The organism is Qipengyuania rhodophyticola, from assembly GCF_042493225.1.
GTDB lineage: Bacteria > Pseudomonadota > Alphaproteobacteria > Sphingomonadales > Sphingomonadaceae > Erythrobacter.
Genome location: NZ_CP170454.1, coordinates 501,514 through 519,250, shown reverse-complemented (window position 1 = coordinate 519,250; position 17,737 = coordinate 501,514). Strand labels below are relative to the sequence as shown.

At 58.2% G+C, this 17,737-nt stretch carries 22 protein-coding genes; 3 read left to right on the top strand and 19 right to left on the bottom strand.

The features are described from left to right. Positions 1-34: 34 nt before the first annotated feature. The 16 genes from ACFCXQ_RS02375 to ACFCXQ_RS02300 form a co-directional block, all read right to left on the bottom strand. A complete protein-coding gene (locus ACFCXQ_RS02375; RefSeq protein ID WP_379552713.1) occupies positions 35-2,212 on the bottom strand; it encodes a phage tail protein in 2,178 nt (725 codons plus the stop codon). Beyond that, on the bottom strand, positions 2,200-2,634 hold the full coding sequence (locus tag ACFCXQ_RS02370; RefSeq protein ID WP_379552711.1) for an NlpC/P60 family protein: 435 nt from the start codon (positions 2,632-2,634) through the stop codon (positions 2,200-2,202). The genes ACFCXQ_RS02375 and ACFCXQ_RS02370 overlap by 13 nt, the downstream gene beginning before the upstream one ends. Further along, positions 2,631-3,446, bottom strand: coding sequence for a DUF2163 domain-containing protein (locus tag ACFCXQ_RS02365; protein WP_379552709.1), 816 nt, complete (start codon positions 3,444-3,446; stop codon positions 2,631-2,633). The genes ACFCXQ_RS02370 and ACFCXQ_RS02365 overlap by 4 nt, the downstream gene beginning before the upstream one ends. Beyond that, positions 3,443-5,770, bottom strand: coding sequence for a DUF2460 domain-containing protein (locus tag ACFCXQ_RS02360; protein WP_379552707.1), 2,328 nt, complete (start codon positions 5,768-5,770; stop codon positions 3,443-3,445). Before ACFCXQ_RS02360 ends, ACFCXQ_RS02365 begins: the two co-directional genes overlap by 4 nt. A gap of 13 nt (positions 5,771-5,783) precedes the next feature. Further along, positions 5,784-6,359, bottom strand: a complete 576-nt coding sequence (locus tag ACFCXQ_RS02355) for a tail tape measure protein (RefSeq protein WP_379552705.1) — start codon at positions 6,357-6,359, stop codon at positions 5,784-5,786. After that, positions 6,349-6,552, bottom strand: coding sequence for a phage tail assembly chaperone (locus ACFCXQ_RS02350; RefSeq protein ID WP_379552703.1), 204 nt, complete (start codon positions 6,550-6,552; stop codon positions 6,349-6,351). Before ACFCXQ_RS02350 ends, ACFCXQ_RS02355 begins: the two co-directional genes overlap by 11 nt. Beyond that, entirely contained in the window at positions 6,549-6,863 is a 315-nt protein-coding gene (locus ACFCXQ_RS02345) for a gene transfer agent family protein (RefSeq protein ID WP_379552701.1), read from the bottom strand. The genes ACFCXQ_RS02350 and ACFCXQ_RS02345 overlap by 4 nt, the downstream gene beginning before the upstream one ends. Next, positions 6,860-7,267, bottom strand: coding sequence for a phage major tail protein, TP901-1 family (locus ACFCXQ_RS02340; RefSeq protein WP_379552699.1), 408 nt, complete (start codon positions 7,265-7,267; stop codon positions 6,860-6,862). Before ACFCXQ_RS02340 ends, ACFCXQ_RS02345 begins: the two co-directional genes overlap by 4 nt. 6 nt (positions 7,268-7,273) lie before the next feature. Then, positions 7,274-7,672 (bottom strand): tail completion protein gp17, encoded by a 399-nt coding sequence (gene gp17 / locus ACFCXQ_RS02335; RefSeq protein WP_379552697.1) that lies wholly within the window; start codon positions 7,670-7,672, stop codon positions 7,274-7,276. Positions 7,673-7,839: 167 nt separating this feature from the next. After that, positions 7,840-8,397, bottom strand: coding sequence for a head-tail connector protein (locus ACFCXQ_RS02330; RefSeq protein ID WP_379552695.1), 558 nt, complete (start codon positions 8,395-8,397; stop codon positions 7,840-7,842). A 109-nt stretch (positions 8,398-8,506) separates the two neighbouring features. After that, complete coding sequence (locus ACFCXQ_RS02325; RefSeq protein WP_379552693.1) at positions 8,507-9,655, bottom strand: phage major capsid protein; 1,149 nt, start codon at positions 9,653-9,655, stop codon at positions 8,507-8,509. A gap of 114 nt (positions 9,656-9,769) precedes the next feature. After that, positions 9,770-10,183 carry an HK97 family phage prohead protease gene (locus ACFCXQ_RS02320; protein ID WP_379552691.1) on the bottom strand — a complete coding sequence of 138 codons (414 nt, stop codon included), beginning with the start codon at positions 10,181-10,183 and terminating at the stop codon, positions 9,770-9,772. After that, positions 10,180-10,488, bottom strand: a complete 309-nt coding sequence (locus tag ACFCXQ_RS02315) for a DUF6127 family protein (protein WP_379552689.1) — start codon at positions 10,486-10,488, stop codon at positions 10,180-10,182. The genes ACFCXQ_RS02320 and ACFCXQ_RS02315 overlap by 4 nt, the downstream gene beginning before the upstream one ends. Then, on the bottom strand, positions 10,485-11,642 hold the full coding sequence (locus ACFCXQ_RS02310) for a phage portal protein (protein ID WP_379552687.1): 1,158 nt from the start codon (positions 11,640-11,642) through the stop codon (positions 10,485-10,487). Before ACFCXQ_RS02310 ends, ACFCXQ_RS02315 begins: the two co-directional genes overlap by 4 nt. 33 nt (positions 11,643-11,675) lie before the next feature. Beyond that, on the bottom strand, positions 11,676-13,022 hold the full coding sequence (locus tag ACFCXQ_RS02305; RefSeq protein WP_379552685.1) for a DNA-packaging protein: 1,347 nt from the start codon (positions 13,020-13,022) through the stop codon (positions 11,676-11,678). Positions 13,023-13,025: 3 nt separating this feature from the next. After that, positions 13,026-13,562 carry a hypothetical protein gene (locus ACFCXQ_RS02300; RefSeq protein WP_379552683.1) on the bottom strand — a complete coding sequence of 179 codons (537 nt, stop codon included), beginning with the start codon at positions 13,560-13,562 and terminating at the stop codon, positions 13,026-13,028. Between the two features lie 221 nt (positions 13,563-13,783). Between ACFCXQ_RS02300 and ACFCXQ_RS02295 the strand changes: the two genes are divergently transcribed. Then, positions 13,784-14,431 carry a YqaA family protein gene (locus ACFCXQ_RS02295; RefSeq protein ID WP_379554514.1) on the top strand — a complete coding sequence of 216 codons (648 nt, stop codon included), beginning with the start codon at positions 13,784-13,786 and terminating at the stop codon, positions 14,429-14,431. Continuing rightward, complete coding sequence (locus tag ACFCXQ_RS02290) at positions 14,421-15,104, top strand: aquaporin (RefSeq protein WP_379552681.1); 684 nt, start codon at positions 14,421-14,423, stop codon at positions 15,102-15,104. The genes ACFCXQ_RS02295 and ACFCXQ_RS02290 overlap by 11 nt, the downstream gene beginning before the upstream one ends. On the opposite strand, the gene spt is transcribed toward ACFCXQ_RS02290, so the two are convergent. Both spt and ACFCXQ_RS02280 read right to left on the bottom strand, forming a co-directional pair. Next, the gene (spt, locus tag ACFCXQ_RS02285) at positions 15,101-16,342 is read right to left on the bottom strand and encodes a serine palmitoyltransferase (protein ID WP_379552679.1); all 1,242 of its coding nucleotides are present in this window, start codon (positions 16,340-16,342) and stop codon (positions 15,101-15,103) included. The two genes, ACFCXQ_RS02290 and spt, sit on opposite strands and share 4 nt — an antisense overlap. Positions 16,343-16,351: 9 nt before the next feature. Beyond that, positions 16,352-16,597: an acyl carrier protein gene (locus ACFCXQ_RS02280; RefSeq protein WP_379552677.1), complete on the bottom strand. Its 246-nt coding sequence runs from the start codon at positions 16,595-16,597 to the stop codon at positions 16,352-16,354. A gap of 102 nt (positions 16,598-16,699) precedes the next feature. Between ACFCXQ_RS02280 and ACFCXQ_RS02275 the strand changes: the two genes are divergently transcribed. Then, positions 16,700-17,329 carry a Pycsar system effector family protein gene (locus ACFCXQ_RS02275; RefSeq protein WP_379552675.1) on the top strand — a complete coding sequence of 210 codons (630 nt, stop codon included), beginning with the start codon at positions 16,700-16,702 and terminating at the stop codon, positions 17,327-17,329. On the opposite strand, the gene ACFCXQ_RS02270 is transcribed toward ACFCXQ_RS02275, so the two are convergent. After that, positions 17,326-17,709: a response regulator gene (locus ACFCXQ_RS02270; protein ID WP_379552673.1), complete on the bottom strand. Its 384-nt coding sequence runs from the start codon at positions 17,707-17,709 to the stop codon at positions 17,326-17,328. The genes ACFCXQ_RS02275 and ACFCXQ_RS02270 overlap by 4 nt on opposite strands. Positions 17,710-17,737 lie beyond the last annotated feature (28 nt).

Sequence of the window (17,737 nt, the reverse complement as noted above, 5' to 3'; positions counted from 1 at the left end):
AACTTACTCGCTTATGAGGGGGTTTGGTGTGAACTTATGGAACGATCGCGAGGCGCAGAGCATCAGAGCGTGCATGACTTCCCGTCTGGCGGACCCAAATGTCCAAGCCGCTATAAGAGGCCGAAATATCCGCCATTTGCGCAGCGTCCAGAGAGACCAGAGGTTCTACTGAGTGCCACTCAATCAAAGGCGACGAGACCGGCCCAATACCGATTTGGTAGTTTTCGGCCTGCTCGACTAGCGGCGCTTCCACCTCATCTGGCCAGTTCCAAGCGCCGCGCGCGCGCCGCGTCCAGCATAGGTGCCACGCACCTTGCGCATCGAATGAGCTGCGCGGATGAACAGGCGTGAGTGGTTTGCGAGTGGAGCCTGCGCCTTCGAAGTTGGCGAGCACCGGATGTTCGTCGCCAACACCAAGCGCCGCCAATTGATCGGTCTGCGGATCGAAGCTTGTCAGCGGCACGTCGAACACGCGTCCGTTGAGCAGTGTTATAGCTGTTCCAGCGCTTTGGTTAAGCTGGGCTATTTCCTCCGTGCCGCCGCGTCCGCGAAGTAATCCGCTCAAGCGCCATTGCCCCGCAGACTGTTCTTCCGCGTTGAGAAATTGAACGATCTCGTCGCCGATAAGCAAGCGATTTGCACCTGCCGCAAGGCCAGCCACATCGGTGCTCGTGAGCAGCATCTCCGGATCGAGCAGCTCGACCAATAACTCTGCATCACCTTCCAACATCAGGGCGCTAGAAGGCGGAAGGTCAGAAATGGTTTGCCCCACGACTGCTTTCACCGCCGGTGCAAATGCGATCTCCGACAAAACGCCATTTTGTGACAGCGATAAGTTTGCGCCAGCCCACCGTCCGGGGCCAGCGCTTACCGCAGCATAGATTTGCGGCGTATCAGATGATCCGGTTCCGTCCCATGGCAATTCAAAAGCGCGCAGCACTGTAGTGGCAGCGGCGCGATCTGGCGGGGTCCAAACGGCGCCGCTGTCCGAACCACCTTGAGCGGCCTGGGGATATTGGAAACGCGAAAGCTCCAGTTCAATGCCTGTATCCCGCCATTCCCAAGCGTCGATTTGCCAGATGCCTGAAGTATCAGGAAGGCGAACAAGCCTGCCCGGTCCAAGCTCTGGATCAAGCTCAGCGATACGCCACATCATACGCTCGGCTTTGGCTGAACGTCGCAATGATACTCTCTGTGCAAGCCTTTGAGCATTGGCCGCGCTCAGGGCCGCAGGGAAATCTACCGCCCGCTCGCCAACATTGCTGGCTCTGCCATTGCTGCTTTGCACGCCGGCCTGATAATCGCGGTCTATATCGTAATAGCGGACCGAGGTCGCGCGCCGAGGCGTACCGCGCTTCGTTAGTTGCGTGCCGTCACGCTCACCAAACTCGCTCTCGCTGGCGGCAATAGCGCTGGGCAACATGATAGGCTCTGCCTGACTGGTACCCGCCGGGGCGATATTGAGCGGCAGGATCTGTTGCTGAGGGGCCAATTGGTGAAATTCGCTCAACAGGTCAAAGACTTGGAGCAAGGTTCCATTGGTGTGGCTAAACCCTTCCAATCCCTGCGGTATTGCATCTGGCGTCGCTGTGGCACCTGTTTGGATCGCCAAATCGCTTGCCAGTTCCGAGGCTTCGCCTGCAAAAATCTCAAAGGTCAGCGCCGGAATACGATTGCCAAAATCCGCCAACTCAAGATCTTCAAAAACAGCATAAGCCATGCCGCGATTCGCCGGGCATTGCGCGCCAAGAGCGGCAGAAAGGAGCGGATCAACCGGCTGGTCACCGTGCCCTTCATATATGCGCAGTATTCCGTTGCTTTTGAGATCGCCTGCCGCGCCGCGCAGAAGATTCCCGTCCGCCCAAATCCGGCCAAGCCCTTCGATTGGCCGCGATGCAAGGGCCACAGCAAAAGACACTGAATAACTATAAGTCGTGACTTTGGGTTTGCCCTTGCCACCGCTGGTTTCGCTCTGCTCCTTAAAGTCAGTCGCCCAGATGACCGTACCAGCGCTGCGCATGCGGCCATAATGGCGCCCCACAGCTTGGCCGTAGGTCGAGGTCGAAACGGCGAGCTCTTCCAGCCGAGGGCCTTCGCGGCTTCCCGCGCCGAAAATCTCTCCATCAATGCTGCGCCCAATCAAGGCACCGATGCCGCCGCCAATAGGCCCACCGATGAGCGTTCCGACAGTCGTCAAAATCAAGGTTGCCATATTTTGCTCTCTTCACATTCGGACAGCTGCCAGTGCAGCAAAACCGGCCACGCAAGCGGCCCTGGATGTTCGACAATTTTGCGCAAACCAGCATGGGCATGGATGAAGCGGTTCTCGCCCGCGACAATGATCAGATGATGCTGAGCGGGACCGGGCCGGACGAGCAGCATGTCACCGCGTCTTCCCGGGCCAGTCGTGAGCGCAAAACCTGCATGCTTGGCAAAGGGTAAGAGACGCTCGATATGTGTTTGCCGGATCGTATAATGCTCAGCGAAATCGGCGCGGGCACCGGCCTTCTTCAGAGCCAATATGACCAGTCCGACACAATCCAAGCCTGTTTCGCGGCTGCGGCCAAACATTCGGAAGGGAACGCCAACCAAAGCCTGCGCGGCATCGGCAAAGCGGCTGGGTAAATCACTCATCGCGGCACGGGATATTGCACCAGCAAATCATTGCCGGGCAGGAACGGTTCGCCTTGGAAATTTGCAGCATTGTCAAAGCGGGCGGTGCAGGTCGCAATGGTGTGGTCGCACCCTTCGCGCAGGGACACTTGGGCGCCTGCAATCAGTTCGGTATCTAATGGGCCATCGACAGTGAGCATGCCGTTTTGAGTGCCGATAATGCCCATCAGAAAACCGGCTTGCGGGCCGTCAATAAACCTCAGTTCCCCATCAACAAAATTGCTGAGCTGGAGGCCGGTGAACCCCAATGCATTTGCATCAAAATCGATATCTGTGATGGTGGCTCGATGGGTGAAACGGGTATGCGATAAAGTGCAGCCGCGATCACAGAAACGCGCGCGGCAGGTGGGGCTGGTGCGCGGAATAGTATCGACATCGAGATCAATTTTGGCCGATTGCAATTCAGCGCTGAATTGCCCGCTTTCCCGGCTGACGGAGCCAATCTGGCCACGATATAAAACCGCGTTTTCTCTGCTTTCCCAATCGACCAAACCAATCGCAATCCGCGCTAGGTCATAGCGCCCGCTCGCCAGGTCTTCTGCCGAAATGGAATCGTGTGCAAGCGCGCCGTCAACATCGGCCGGATCATCTTGAAGCGAGGCTGTTTTGCGAATGGCCGATGGCAGCATTCCAGGCGCCGCTCGGTGGAGAATACCGCCGAACCAGATATCCCGATCATGCGCGGTAAAGCCGAGCGTCACTCCGTCGCGGCGCAGCACCTGCCAGAAGGTTGCAACAGTATCGAGAGGCCGGTCAAAGAAGGTCCTGCTCATACGTCCTCGCGCACTTCAACAAGCGGCACTGATGGAGCCTCACCCACGGCGAAGTCCAACCCGCTAATATCGAGGCGGTCGGAGGCAAAACGCACCGGCACGTCAAAGGTAAAACCTGCCCTGATATCGGTGCCTGCAGGCGGCGCGGTGTGAAAGGCGATGCTGCCACCTTCTTGAAAATCCCATGATGTGGTGGGCACACCGTCGAGACTGATCAGAATGGAGCTTTGCTCGGGCCGCGTTATCCGGCGCACTTGCTCGCCATAGGACTTGATCAGATCGAAGACTGACTGGATCCCGTCGCCCGTCCCGATTTGTTGATCAATCGCCGTTGGTTCCTGCGTCATCGCATTGGTGCTGAAATCATAGGGATCGCGCAGTCGGAACGCGGTTGCTGGGCCATGCCGAGCGCGGAAAAAGCCAAGTAGCACGCCCAGCTCTTCCTCAGACCGAATGCCGGGCCCCACATCATATTGGAGCCGCGCGTCTGACCACAGCGCATTGCGTCGTTCGTGGCCTGATGCGGTCACCGCAACGGTGGTTGAGAACTCTGGGCTGGCGGACATGTCGCGGCCAAGGGGTAGCGGGTAAGCAATATCGTCAAAGGGGTTCACATCATCCTCCGATTGGTTAGCAGGAAGCCGGGTGAAGCCATCGCGCGCTACTTGCGGTAAGGCCCAGACAAAGAGCTGCTCCACGCCGCGGGCCGCAGCCTCATCAAGGGCCGCATCAATGCGCCGCCAATAGGCGTCTGCATCCTCAGCATTGAGCACAAAGCCTGACAGGTAATCCTGGCGTTCAATGGGGTAGCCAAGCCGCGCATTGACCGTTTGATAAGCCGCCTTACGCTGAGCATCGGCGCCGTGGGTTAGCCAGTCGTAATCTTCCAGCTGGAGCCGGTCGAACGCTGGATAGGCCCAGCCGACGGGCATATTGGAGCGATATAGCTCGGGCATCAGACCATCGAAAATTGTTGGTGTGAAGGCCAGCAACAGGATCTCTGCTGGGCCCGTCGCAGCATCGCGAACCGCCTGACCCAGATCGCGGGTAGTCGCCGCCAAAAGAGCGCCGGCTTGATCGAGCAAATGCGTCTGAGCGCTGTCTAGATCTATGCGCATGTCGGTGATAACCGGCGGGTTTCCGCCGAAAAACGCGGTCGCAGCGGGATCATATAGGCACGGCGCAAAAGTGCCTGGCTGGACCCACCACCAGGGCTCGCCGATTTGGAAGTGAACCGGCTGACCCACTCCCTCGGCGAGCCCCACAAACCGCGCGGCGACATTGTGCAGCCACGCCATTGCCTGCGTATTGGCTGGCGACAGTAGCGCAGAGGGCGGGACCCATCCGGTTCGTCCGGGTGAACCATCATGCGCAAGTTGCTGCCAATCCTGCGGGCAATGCTCGGCGAAGAGTTCATAAGATAAGGATATGATGGGCGTGAGTGATGCGTCTTTAAGCGCCGCAAAAAAGTCCTCATGCCAGCGCCGCGCTGGCTCACACAGGCTGCCATCGCTAGCCGCGAGCAGCCGATTGCTCTCCGCGCCCAAACCACTCTCGAGCCGGAAGAAATGGCTCATCCCAACATAATGCAGAACCTTGCCGCGATAGCCGAGTTGCTCAATGCTGCGCACCAGCCGCGCGGGCGTTTGGTTGAAGCTGTCGTCATATGCACTGGCGATTTGAATATCGTGCGGCGGCACAAACACATCGCCAATGGTGAGCATGCCGTGATCGCCGTAGCAATTGATCTCGGACAGCTCAGCCCAGCCGTCGGCGCGCTCTGCCAGCCGATCGGTGCTTCCGGGCGCATAACCCTGCGGCACCAGCGAAATGAACATGCGGTCAATATCGCCCGGGTAAATCAGCTCACCCGGCAGGCCGTAGCCCGATTCCAGCTCGCTGAAAGGCAGCGTGATCTGCGCGTCCTCAGGCGAGCCTTGCGCATAATTCCACAGGCGGACGTACCAAGTGCGCGGCGCACCGCTCGCATCGCGGCCCTCAATCGTCAGCGTAGGTCCATGCGGCACATCCAGCGCAATGACGCCATTGGAGCGCCACCGGAACGACAGGACGGTGTGCGCATAATCGCGATTAGTTTCATAGCGCAGGAGCGGGTGATCAAGCGTATCCTCGCTTTCCCAAATGACGCCTGCAAGGTCGCCCTCGTGATGAAATTCGCAATCAATGCGCAGGGTTTGCGGGTTGGGCGTCACAGCGCTTGCCATGACGGGGCGCGGAAAGTTGACAGTCCAAAAGCGCGGGTCAAATCGCTGGATGACATCGCTGTCTTGCCCGTTTCTTTGCTGGGCGAGCCAAAAAGCCATGATCGGCCCCTTTCTAACGCGACAGCGCGCGGCGCACAGCGCTGGCGACTTGGCGGCTGGAGCGTTGCAGAGCGACCGGCGCATTGGTGCCGCGTGGCTGGCTTAGGTTGATTGATACGCTGACATCGCGGCGCCCCGCTCCAATGCCGGTTTCAACCCGCCCTGCGGTTGTAGGGACGAAGACCTCTGGTCCGCGCTCCCCGACAAGGAATGGCCTACCCGGGCTAACATCGCCGCCGATTGCACGGCCTGGCAGGCCAAGCAGGCCGCCCAGCGCGCCGGAAAGTAAAGAGCCAAGTCCCACGCTACCGCTCGATTGCCCACTGCCGAACAGGCCGCCGAAGTCAATATCCAGCGCTTGCTTTGCAATGGCATCGAGTGCGCTCAAACCAATGCGTTTGAGGTCATCAAAGCCGAGACTGCCACGCCTCAGCGCTGACAAAAGCCCGCGTTCCAGAACATCGCCTGCCTTGCCAAAGCCATCAACCAGATTGCTGTCGAAAGCGCTGCGCATTGATTTGATGTCATCTTCAAAGCCAGATGTGTCCGCTCGTACTTGGACAAGCAGCTCGTCAAAATCATCGTCCATTGTCTTTGTCCTGTTTGATTAGCTGCATGATGTGGTCGCGCGTGGGCGGCGCGGTGCTGTGCTGGCCCGCTGGCCGCATCGCCATTTCAAGCTCTGCGGGGGTTGCTTGCCAGAAGGTGCCGGGCGTCCAGCCAAGATGCTGCGCGGCGTGGCCAAAGACCTCGGCAACCGCTTCAGCGAAGTGCTCACTCATGTGCGTCCGCGCAAAATTTCGCCCAAAATTACCTTGAGGGGCGCGGTACAATTGGCGAGGCCAAGGGTGAGAATAGCCTCGCCCATTTGCTCGCGCGACACAGCCTCTTGGCGTTCAAGACAGTGCCAAAACAGCGTTGCCATTTCGGCAAGACGCAGTTCGCCATTGCCCGCTCGCTCGACTAGCGCGAAAAGCGAGCCGAGCTCCTCCTCCGCGCAAACAAGGGCCGAAAAGCTGGGCCGCAAAAGATGCTTTGTGCCGGAGATTTCCAGACACGCCTCGCCGCGCAACGGGTTCGCTCGCGCGGTCATATTGGCGTGACTTCACCGGAGCTTTCAAGCTGGAGCGAATAGGTCCGCTCGCCATTGAAATCACCTGCATAGTCGAGCCGCTCGACAAGGAACTTGCCCTGCATCCGCGCGCCGTCTTCAAACGATAGTTCGTAATTGTCGAGCGTGCCGGCCAGGGCATGGCTGCGGATTGCGCCCTCGGCATTGCTGCCTAGGAAAATACCGCTGGCCGATACCGAAACGGAGCGCGATCCCGCGCCGGACAGCAGCTCTCGCCAGCCATCCGATTCCTTATGAGTGACGACAACAGTATCGCCATTGATTGACATTTGTGTGGTGCGAAGACCAGCGACTGTTTCGTATGTGGGGGTGGCGCTTCCATCGCTGATTTTGAGCAGGAAGGCGGCTCCATTTTGGGCGGGCATAGCGGGTTACTCCGTGGTGTTTTTAAGAAGGCGGAAGCGGTATTCGAGAAGAACCGCGCGCAAAGAACGCGGCCGGCGTTCAGCGCGGCTGCGGATGAATTGTGTGACGACGATGCGGTAGCCATTTTGGTCTGGCGAAAGAGCGGCGATCCTCAATTCAATCAGCTCGATAGCCCGCGTAATGGTGGCGGCCTGATCACCGCGATCCACCAGCTCCAGCGCGACGCGCACTTCGCGGCCCATGCCGCTTTTGGAGCTCCAGTCTGCGCTAGCGCTTGATGCGATGGACAGTGTCGGAGGTTGGCCCTCAAGCGGGCTTTCCTCTTCAATTCTGTTGATCAGCGCATCAAGGCCTGGATCATCGCTGAGCCAGGTGATGAGGTCAGTGCGAAATTGGCTTTCCATGCGCTAACCCCCTGACCCAAAGAGCGGCCACAGATACGGGGCAGAGCGCCAATGCGTTCCGGCCCGCCGCATGCTGGCTTGCCGCGCCAATGCGCGCCTGTGAGCGATAGCTTCCGCCTTTTCGCCGAGCGCTCTGGCAAGGCGTGTGAATGTATCAGCCGACCCGTTCATAGCCGCATCCTTCGATGCGGGCGCCACAGGGCCGCAACCGAGCTGGGCGGAGTGCCAATAGCGCCGCCATCTGAGCCATTGTCGCGCTCGCGGTAAGCATGTGCTGCCAAGCGGACGAGGCCATGGCGGATGTCAGGCGGTAAAGTCGCCCAGGACGAGGCCGATTGCGCAGCAACGCGAACGATTAGCCGGGCATCGCTAGGTGTGCTTTTGACCATTCGTACCTGCGCCATGCCATCTGCATCGATACGCACATCATAATCACTGCCGCTGAGGGCTTCGAGAACGCCGTCAGGGTCAATCAGCTCGGCTTGGCTGATCAAGATCACAGGGTTTGTATTGAGGGTTTGCCACGCGCCGCTTGGCGCAATTGTTTCATCAAAAACAGAGGCCAGCGCGATGCGCCCGGTGAAGCTCTCATACAGCGCATGTGCGCTTTGCAGGAGGCGTTCAAGTAGGGCATCGTCGCGTTCAACCGTGATCGACAAGAATTGCTTCAGGTCGCCAAGCGGTTCGCCGCTGAAATCGGGATGGGACACAGCGGTGCGCACCATTCGGATCTCCTGTCGGAAAGTGTGTAAACTAAAGTGCCTGCGCCGCCGGGGAGGAGGGGACGGCGCAGGCGGGCGTATGCGGCCAGGGGAGGAGCCGCGACTAGCGCCCTTACTCTTCGATTTTCAGCAGTTTGATCGCGCTGGAATCGAGCACTTGTCCGCCCACGCGTTTGGTCGCGTAGAAATGCACGAACGGCTTGTTGGTGAACGGATCACGCAGGATTTGCGTCGCGCTGCGCTCAGCAATCAGATAGCCATGGCGGAAGTTGCCGAAGGCGATTGGGAAGGCATCTGCCGCGATATCCGGCATGTCTTCTGCTTCGACCACAGGATAGCCCAGCAAGCGATCCGGTTGACCCTCGACCAGACCCGGCTGCCACAGGAATGCGCCATCATTGGTTTTTAGCTTGCGCACTTCGGCAAGCGTAGCGGAGTTCATGACAAAGCTGGCGCCCTGACGGTGGCCCGCTTTCATAGTGTGGACCAGATCAATGAGCCGAGCATCGGGATTAGCATCAAAGCCATCTGGATCGCCCGAGCCGATGTATTGGAGCGCGCCAAAGGCACGCACGCCATCAGCAGCTGTCGAGGTTGCGGCGGATAGAAAGCCCTCAGGTTGGTCGCTGCCCGAGCCGTTCACGAAGGCTGCCCCTTCAGCGCGGGCAAACTCCATTGCGATCTCGCTCGCGAGCCAATTCGGCAGATCAAAGCCAACATCGTCCAGCATCGCCTGACTTGCGGCAGGATTGGCGTAGAGCTCACCAGTTGGCGGGGCGATTTCGGCAAATTCTGGCGTGTCTGTTTCTGGACGAGCTGCCGCTTCGCTGACCCAGCCGCTGGCGGTTCCGCCGGTGGCGATAAGCTTGCGGTAGCCCGCGCTACCGGTTTGCACGACTTGGGAGATTCCGCGGATTGGGCTGATTTCAGCCAATTCGCTGGCGATGATAGCGTCAATCTGGCGTGGTACAGCAAATCCGCCTTCGCTTGATGTTACACCGCTGATCGACTTAATTTCGCTTTCCTGGCCGCGGCGCAAATAGCCATCGACAAAGCCTTTAACTTCGGTGCTTTCCTCAGTGCCCGAGATTGCCGGGCGGACGGCTGCGCGGCCGATTTTGTCAACGCGTGCTTTCACCTCATCAACGTCGCTGCGCAGTGCAGTGATGGCCTCATCGGCCTGATCTTGGCGAGCGACAATGTCGAAGCTCGCGTCAAGCTGCTCGTCTTGGGCGGTCATAGGAGTGGGTACATTTTCCATGTGGTTTTCACCTTTCGAGGGGGTAGGTTTTGGTCGTCTTGAGTTTGCTTGGGTTGGCGGCACAAAAAAGGCCGCCAGCAGAAGTGGCGGCCCGGTAGAGCGATGCATGGCGCTTTATTCGCTGATCAAATGCACGCGGGCATCGTGGTGCAGCGGGTGCGTCACGAGGCTGATTTCAAACAGATCAATCTCGCTTAGCTCGCGGCCAACTGGCGTGCGGCGAAATCCGCGCGCCAGGTAGCCGAAACTGAGCCCGCTCACCTTTTTGCGGCGAAGCAATTCAGCTGCGCGGCTATGCGGATTTGTGATGGTGGCAATTACTTGCAGGCCGCGCCTATCCTCGCGTGCCACGCTCACCCAGCCGATCTGCTTTTCCGGTAGGTGCTGCCAATAGAGCGGGAGGTCCGTTGTCCGCTCACTCAAGCTGCGGGCAAAAGCGCCGGGAATGATGGTATCACGCGCGCCGTCTGCTTTGCCGAATAAAGCAGCATATCCGGCGAATTTGAGAGCCTGTGGCTGGCCGCTCATGAGAGCATGTCTCCAACGCCTAGCCTGACGGCAATGCCAATCAGCAGGAGGGCGAGAACCGCGCGGACCAGCCATTCGACCGCGGCCTTCCACGCGCTTGCTTTTGCGTCGCGCCATGCCGAAAGCAGCTCGCGCAATTCATCAATGTCATCTTGGGCATCCTCATCGCCAAGGCCGAGGCGGCCCAACACGCGGCTAGCGCCCAGTTCCGTGGCTTCTTCAACCACGGCCCGCAATGTGACCAAATCGCCGCCATCGCTTTCCGCCTGAGCGATTAGCCGTGTGAGCATATCTTCGCGTGTCATTGATCATCACCTTTCGCAGCAAAGCCGAGGAGCTTGCGTTTCTCATCATTCGTCAGGAAATCGGCGTCGCTAATCTGTGACCAGTATCGCTCGCGGTCCTCCGAGAGAGCTGGAACTTGATCGAGATCGACGGCGATAGTTGCGTCAGGGAACCAATCCCCAAGGCCGGTCATCAACCCATCGAGCAGGCGCTTGGCGAGCGGCAATAGCGTGAGCCGCCACAGGGCGCGGTTCGCCTCGCGGTAATTGGCATAAGTGTTGTCACCCGGCAGACCGAGCAACATGGGCGGGACGCCAAAGGCCAGCGCAATGTCTCTTGCGGCGGCCGATTTGAGCGTCGCAAAATCCATATCGGCGGGACTCAGCGACATCGATTGCCACGACAATCCGCCCTCCAAGAGCATAGGGCGCCCAGCGTTGGCGCTGCCTTGATAGACCTCGTTCAATTCCTCTTTCAGCCGGTCGAACTGAGCCGGAGTAAGCCCCGCCGCGTCCTCGCTTTCATAAACCAAAGCGCCTGAGGGGCGGGCCGCATTCTCGAGCAAAGCTCGGTTCCAATCGCTGGCCGCGTTGTGGATCGCCACCGCCTGATGCGCGGCGCGTAAACACCCAGCGCCGTAATGATCATCCAGCGGGTTGAAGCCCTTGAGGTGGATGATGCAGGGCCAGCCATCCTCATCCTCAAGCGGGATATCGATGACTTGCTCATCCAGTCGATACCGATAGCTGGCGGGCCACCCATCCTTGCCTGCATTGACGGTAACCCGGTCTGGCCGAAGCGGGAAAAGCTCAACCGGTACGCCGGCACCATCGCGCATGATCTGCACGTAAGCATTGCCGTGTAGAGCCAACTGCGCGGCGATCACTTCGAGCAAAGGCTGCGTCCCGCAGGAGGCCAGCACGAGCCGCGACAGATCCACATTATCGGTCTGGACCGGCGCGCCGCCAATGCTTTCTGAAATTATCCGCACCGCGCGCTGAGCGACGGGATTTGCCATATACGCATCGTCCACCGCGCCGCGATATTCAAAGCCCTGCCGCATATCGGCATGACCGATTGCCACGGCCCAAGGCGAAATATGGCCCCGAGTAATAGGCACGCGTGATGATCCCCCGCCTTTGAAGGCGGTGGCCAGATTGTCGAAAATAGACATAGATTTTCCCTAAGATTGGAAGGGTGGTTTCGCTTATCGGACGCGCCTGATGTTGGGCGCGCCGCGCGGTGTGAGCATCAATTCAGTCAGCGCCCAGACCAGCGCATCGGCCCGGTCGGGACTGCGTCCGGGCCCTTGGTATCCGCCGCCTGCAATCAGGCCGCATAATTGGTCTTCGAGCTGGGCGAACATCTTCTTATGTGCCACGCGCCCGGCCTCATAGAGCGCGGCAATCGGCTCTGCGCGGGCCGATTTGCTGCGGCTGGCATGGACCAGCTTGATAGGCAAAGTGCTGCCGGTGGCCTGCAAGACGCTCGATACCATCGCGCCGCCCTGATTGGCCTCGGCAACAACGCGGTCCGCTTCCCATTCCTGTGCTGCATTGGCGACCGCGCGGGCCCATTGCTCCGGGCTGACTTGTTCGACCGTACAATCGGCTAGTACATGGCCAGTGCCACTCGCATCGATCCCCGCCACGATAATGCCGCATGCATCCCCTTTGGCCGATGCTGGCGGATCGACGGCCACAACAATGCGTACAAGCTCGCGATCTTTACTGCTTGAGCTGCTCGTATCGAGCGCATTGTCCAGCATCACGCGCGTCCACAGCGCGCCTTCAATATCGCTCAGCATTTCACCGTGCAGCTCTTGCCGACCTAAGCGAGATTCGCCAAAGTCAGTCTGCATCGCCTTTACAAATGCGGCCGGTAGATTGCTGGCATTATCAAATGTCGTGCCCCTGGTGACCGTGACATCTCCGCTCTTTTCGCCTTTGAGCAAACGTTTCATCAAAGTCACATTGCGCGGCGTAGTGGTTGCCAGGGTCTGCGGCGTTTCGCTGAGCCGCATGCCCATTTGCAAATTGTCCCAGGCGCGCATCGCACGCTCGCTGGCATTGTCCCATTTGGCGATTTCGTCACACCAGGCATGGCTATGCTGGGGGCCGCGCAGGCTCTCCGGTTCTGCCGCTGAATAAAGATAGGCGTGTGCACCGCTCGCAAAGGTGAGGCGGCCGCGCGAAGGCTCAAATTGAGGCCGCTCAGCCGCTGCGCAATTTTCCAGCAATCCGCTTTCTCCTTCGACCATGATCGAGCGCGCCTCAGCCATCGATGCGCCCACCAAAGCAATGCGCGCATCGGGCGTATCACGAGCGACCTGCTTGACCCATTCCGCACCTGCACGCGTCTTGCCAAAGCCGCGCCCGGCGCAGATCAGCCAAACCCGCCAAGGTCCGGTTGGGGCGAGCTGTTGTGGGCGCGCCCATACGCGCCAGTGATGGCTTAAAGCATCGCGTTCTTCCTCGCTCAATTGGGCTAGTAATTCGGCTCGTTCATTGGCGTCATGTGAGATCAGCCATTCGCGCAATTGTTGACCAGGCATAGTCTAGCTCTCACTGCCTTTGCCCTCGATCACTTTGGCCTTTTCCCCTCCTTGCCGAGGTTCTTGTTCTGATGCCTTGGCTGGCAGTAGATCGATCGTCCGCACGGCGGTTTGCTCAACGTGACGCAAAGCCGAGATTTTGGCGTTAATCGCTTGGATCACAGCCTCTTCATTGTTGTGCGCTTTGAAAGCGCGGTGTTTCGCCACAGTATCCCGGTGCATGCCAAGTAGGCGCAAGGCATTGGCAATGTCATATTTGCGATCATTGCTAATCATGCCGTGGCGCAACCGGCCGAGTGTTTCGAGCTCGAGGCTCTCATACCCCTGCAACAAAGCTTCATTCCATTGGTTGGCAAATGCGGGGTCTTCGCGTTTGAGCCGATACACATGCGATGCCGAGATTTTGGCGCGTTTTATCGCGGCTTTCACATTCGATGTTTCGGCGAGCCCGTTAAAAAATGTCGCATGCCAGTCGGAGCAGGTGTTCGCTTTTGGGCAATCGGCACAGCTCTTTGCTTCGGAGCATTGCTCACGATCCATTGATCAGTCTCCGGAGGGGGTGGGTCTTTCGCAGGGCTATTTGGTAAGCAGCGCTACGGAGCGAATCACACTATCGTGATGTTCCGTTTCTCTAACCAGGTATCGTTACAATGTCAACATAAATCACCAAATAGGTTATTTTTTTGCCCTGTTGCCTTGTTCTGGGGAGTGCCCTAACCGCGTGATCAACCGCAGGTTTACCGGGGAAATTGTCGATCATGATGAAACTGCTGCGCGGCCTATACGATTGGACCATGGATAAGGCGGCGCACCCCCATGCGGTGTGGTGGCTAGCCTTTTTCTGCTTCATCGAATCGAGCTTTTTCCCGATTCCACCGCATCCGCTTTTGGGCCTGATGTGCCTTGCAGAACCAAAAAAGGCGATCCGCTTTGCTCTTGTAGCCACTGCCGCGTCAGTGCTGGGCGGAATATTCGGTTATGGCATAGGCTTCTTCCTCTACGAGGCGATCGGGGCTTGGGTCATTGCGGCACTTGGCCTTACCGAGACTTTTCCTGTCGCCGCTTGCTACATTCGCGAGCAAGGCGCTCTGGCGGTGTTCTTTGCAGCGGGCACGCCGGTGCCGTTCAAGCTGATGACGATTACCGCTGGCTTCATTGAGATGAATATCGTCACCTTCACGCTGGCGGCGATTGCGGGGCGCGCGCTTATATTCATGGCGGTGGGAATTCTGTTCCAGCTATTCGGCGCGCCAATCAAAGCAGTGATCGACAAATATCTCGGCTTGGTCACCAGTGTTTTTGTCGTGCTTGTCGTTGGCGGTTTTATCGCCTTCACTCAGCTTGCAGGCGGCGAAGACGATGGCGAGCCAAGCCCTTGTGATACGGCGACTTCCGTAAATGGGCGCTAGACCGACAGCCAATTTGATGCGCCGCCTTGCCGCCGAAGGGCTGGGAAGTTTCTTCCTCTTCGTTTGCGTGATTGGCTCAGGGATCATGGCCGAAGCGCTTGCTGGAGGGAATGTCGCCATCGCGCTGCTCGCCAACACCATCGCCACCGGCGCTATCCTCTATGTGCTCATCACCATGCTGGGGCCGATTTCGGGTGCGCACTTCAACCCTGCGGTCACGCTCGCGTTCTGGCTCCGTAAAGAAATCACCGCGCGAGAGGCGGCGCTCTTCGTATTGGTCCAGGCAGTGATCGGCGCGCTCGGCGCATTTGCTGCGCACTTGATGTTCGGCTTGGATATCTTGCAATTTTCCACCAAGGCGCGAGCAGGGCTTGGTCAGTGGACCGGCGAGGGCATTGCAACTTTCGGCTTGGTGCTCACGATCTTGCTGACCGTTCGTTATCGGCCGGATAGCGTGCCAGCCAGCGTCGGCCTCTACATAACAGCAGCCTATTGGTTCACGTCATCAACCAGCTTTGCGAACCCTGCGATCACCATTGCGCGCAGCTTGAGCGATAGCTTTGCAGGCATCGCGCCAGCTGATGTGCCGATGTTTATCGCTGCACAGATTGGCGGAGCGATTGTCGCGACTGTGCTGGCGGGGTGGTTCATCGCCAAGCCTGCAGAAAACTAAATAATACCTACCGCCTTACCCGCGCGTTCAAACATGCCCAGGATCGTGGTGACCTCTTCCTCGGTATGCTCCGCGCACAAAGAACAGCGTAGCAGCGTCATATTGGCAGGAGTTGCTGGCGGGCGGGCGAGGTTCACGTATAGCCCTTCTTTCACCAGCGCTTCCCACATAGCTGCGCCTCGCTCCAAATCAGGCATGATCACCGCGATGATTGCGCTCTGCGGCTCATCTGTACCAATTGAAAAGCCGAGGTCTTTGAGGCCGCGGTGCAGGCTCTTGGAATTCTCCCAAAGATGCGCGCGCTTGTTTGACCCGTGCATCAGTTTGCGAATGCTTGTCGCAGCCGTCGCGACAACGCTCGGCGGCAGGCTGGCGGTGAACACATAAGGCCGGCAAACCAGCCGCATGATGTCGAATTTGGGATGGTTGGAAACGCAGAAGCCCCCGACCGTTCCGACGCTTTTTGAGAAGGTGCCAATAATGAAGTCGACCTCATCGATAATGCCAGCATCTTCGACTACGCCGCGGCCATTGTCGCCGATAAACCCCATAGAATGCGCCTCATCGACTAGCACCATGGCGCCGTATTTCTTGGCAATCGCGACCATCTCCTTGAGCGGCGCGACGTCGCCAAGCATAGAATAGACGCCCTCTAGGATCACGAGCTTACCCGCGTCCTCGGGGATCCGGCGCAGGCGCTTTTCCATGGCCTCTATGTCATTGTGTTTGAACGGGACGATCTCTGCATCGCCAAGCTTGCAGCCGTCCCAAATGCTGGCATGGCTGTCGATATCGAGGACGATATAATCGCCCTTACCCGCTATCGTAGAAATGATCCCGAGATTGGCCTGATAGCCAGTTGAGAAGACCATTGCGTGGTCCATATCATAGAACTCGCGCAGCGCGTCTTCGCACTCTTTGTGGCCCTGATACGTGCCGTTCAGAACGCGGCTGCCGGTGGTTCCGGTGCCGAACTCTGTCAGTGCTTCTTTGCCCGCATCGATCACATCGGGATCGAACGTCATGCCCATATAATTATAGGTGCCAAGCAGAATTGTGTCGCGCCCGTTACAGATCGCGCGGGTCGGCGAGAGCACCTTTTCCATGACCAGATTAAAGGGATCTTCCACCCCGCTCGCCAGCAATCCCTCCCGCATCGCAATGATCGGGTCGAATTTGCTGAACAGATCGCCGCTTGCGTCTGACGTAGCGGCCTCAGGATGTGCTGGATTGTTCATAGCTCGCCCTCACCCACCTGCTTGCAATTTGGTGACCGCGTCGATCAATTGGCCGAAGTTTTCGATCTCGGCCTGCTGGTTCATTGATATGATGATGTCGAACTCATCCTCAATCTCTGCCACGAAATCCATCACTGTGAGGCTGTCAAATTCCAGATCATTGACGAAAGTTGTCGCATCAGTGATGTCGACGCCTTTCTTGTTGAATGGCTCGATCAAGGAACGGATTCGTGTGTCGACGTCTGCGCGATCCATGTGAAGGTCTTCCTATGCTCATCTTGCATGCACGATAGCATGCCATACACCTGACGCGCAGGCAAAGCGGGCTTCATCGCCGCTTGTCAAGCGCCAGTGGCGATGGCAAGCCATGCCTACGGGCGCAAAATTCTGGTTGGATATGGGGATATTGCGATGGCGGAACAAGGCACTGAAAAGCTAGAGGATGAGCCACCGCGCACATTTGCGCCTAATGCTGTGCAGATGTTGCGGACTGTGCAGGCCAACACGATGGCCTTGTCAGCCATGGCCGATCAAAAAGCGTCAATCCTGATGGGTGCGACCTTTGTGGTGTTTTCTATCTCGGTCAGCCGGGCGCTGACGCAGGATCTTCCGCTATCGCTGACTGTGCTCGCGATATTCGCATTCGCCAGCTCGCTTTGCGCGGTGATTGCAATCCTGCCGTCGATCACTAAACCAAAGCCAGCATCACTCACATCGATCCCAGCCAACCTCCTCTTCTTCGGCCACTATACCGGTGTCGCGGAAGAGGAGTGGGCCGCGTCTGTACTTGATCAGATGGGCACAGAAGAAGAAATGTACCGGATGATGCTGCGCGACATTTATCAGAACGGGCAAGTGCTCCAAAAGCGCAAATATCGGTTTTTGACCAATGCCTACCGGCTGTTTGTCTTCGGGCTGGTGCTGACAGTAATAATTTTCCTGTTCGAGATAGGCCTTTTCGAATTTGGCGGTTATCTGTCGGGCTAGCCGCTTTCCTCGGGGCCTTCGATTAGCGCCTTCACCGCATTCATAAACGGGGTAATCGACACCGGTTTGGCGAGATAGTCATGCGCGCCAGCCCCGCGAATTCGGTCTTCATCACCTTTGCCAGCATAGGCGGTCACGGCCAGAACCGGGGTTTTAGAGAGCGCTGTGTCGGCTTTAAGCTCGGCGATTAGATCGAGCCCTGAAATATTGGGCAATTGGATGTCCATTATGACAAGGTGCGGATCAAACTTACGCGCCGTTGCCATGACATTTTGCCCATCCGCGACAGGCACAACCTCAAAACCGCTTGCCTTCAGCACATCACAGAACAATTTGCGGTTAAGATCATTGTCCTCGACAACCATTACTCTCTTTGCCACGACCAGAACCACACCACTATAAAGAAAC

Excerpts from the sequence above, each read along its gene's own strand:
- ACFCXQ_RS02375 (WP_379552713.1), bottom strand. The coding sequence starts at position 2,212 with ATGGCAACCTTGATTTTGACGACTGTCGGAACGCTCATCGGTGGGCCT.
- ACFCXQ_RS02370 (WP_379552711.1), bottom strand. The coding sequence starts at position 2,634 with ATGAGTGATTTACCCAGCCGCTTTGCCGATGCCGCGCAGGCTTTGGTT.
- ACFCXQ_RS02365 (WP_379552709.1), bottom strand. The coding sequence starts at position 3,446 with ATGAGCAGGACCTTCTTTGACCGGCCTCTCGATACTGTTGCAACCTTC.
- ACFCXQ_RS02360 (WP_379552707.1), bottom strand. The coding sequence starts at position 5,770 with ATGGCTTTTTGGCTCGCCCAGCAAAGAAACGGGCAAGACAGCGATGTC.
- ACFCXQ_RS02355 (WP_379552705.1), bottom strand. The coding sequence starts at position 6,359 with ATGGACGATGATTTTGACGAGCTGCTTGTCCAAGTACGAGCGGACACA.
- ACFCXQ_RS02350 (WP_379552703.1), bottom strand. The coding sequence starts at position 6,552 with ATGAGTGAGCACTTCGCTGAAGCGGTTGCCGAGGTCTTTGGCCACGCC.
- ACFCXQ_RS02345 (WP_379552701.1), bottom strand. The coding sequence starts at position 6,863 with ATGACCGCGCGAGCGAACCCGTTGCGCGGCGAGGCGTGTCTGGAAATC.
- ACFCXQ_RS02340 (WP_379552699.1), bottom strand. The coding sequence starts at position 7,267 with ATGCCCGCCCAAAATGGAGCCGCCTTCCTGCTCAAAATCAGCGATGGA.
- gp17 (WP_379552697.1), bottom strand. The coding sequence starts at position 7,672 with ATGGAAAGCCAATTTCGCACTGACCTCATCACCTGGCTCAGCGATGAT.
- ACFCXQ_RS02330 (WP_379552695.1), bottom strand. The coding sequence starts at position 8,397 with ATGGTGCGCACCGCTGTGTCCCATCCCGATTTCAGCGGCGAACCGCTT.
- ACFCXQ_RS02325 (WP_379552693.1), bottom strand. The coding sequence starts at position 9,655 with ATGGAAAATGTACCCACTCCTATGACCGCCCAAGACGAGCAGCTTGAC.
- ACFCXQ_RS02320 (WP_379552691.1), bottom strand. The coding sequence starts at position 10,183 with ATGAGCGGCCAGCCACAGGCTCTCAAATTCGCCGGATATGCTGCTTTA.
- ACFCXQ_RS02315 (WP_379552689.1), bottom strand. The coding sequence starts at position 10,488 with ATGACACGCGAAGATATGCTCACACGGCTAATCGCTCAGGCGGAAAGC.
- ACFCXQ_RS02310 (WP_379552687.1), bottom strand. The coding sequence starts at position 11,642 with ATGTCTATTTTCGACAATCTGGCCACCGCCTTCAAAGGCGGGGGATCA.
- ACFCXQ_RS02305 (WP_379552685.1), bottom strand. The coding sequence starts at position 13,022 with ATGCCTGGTCAACAATTGCGCGAATGGCTGATCTCACATGACGCCAAT.
- ACFCXQ_RS02300 (WP_379552683.1), bottom strand. The coding sequence starts at position 13,562 with ATGGATCGTGAGCAATGCTCCGAAGCAAAGAGCTGTGCCGATTGCCCA.
- ACFCXQ_RS02295 (WP_379554514.1), top strand. The coding sequence starts at position 13,784 with ATGAAACTGCTGCGCGGCCTATACGATTGGACCATGGATAAGGCGGCG.
- ACFCXQ_RS02290 (WP_379552681.1), top strand. The coding sequence starts at position 14,421 with ATGGGCGCTAGACCGACAGCCAATTTGATGCGCCGCCTTGCCGCCGAA.
- spt (WP_379552679.1), bottom strand. The coding sequence starts at position 16,342 with ATGAACAATCCAGCACATCCTGAGGCCGCTACGTCAGACGCAAGCGGC.
- ACFCXQ_RS02280 (WP_379552677.1), bottom strand. The coding sequence starts at position 16,597 with ATGGATCGCGCAGACGTCGACACACGAATCCGTTCCTTGATCGAGCCA.
- ACFCXQ_RS02275 (WP_379552675.1), top strand. The coding sequence starts at position 16,700 with ATGGCAAGCCATGCCTACGGGCGCAAAATTCTGGTTGGATATGGGGAT.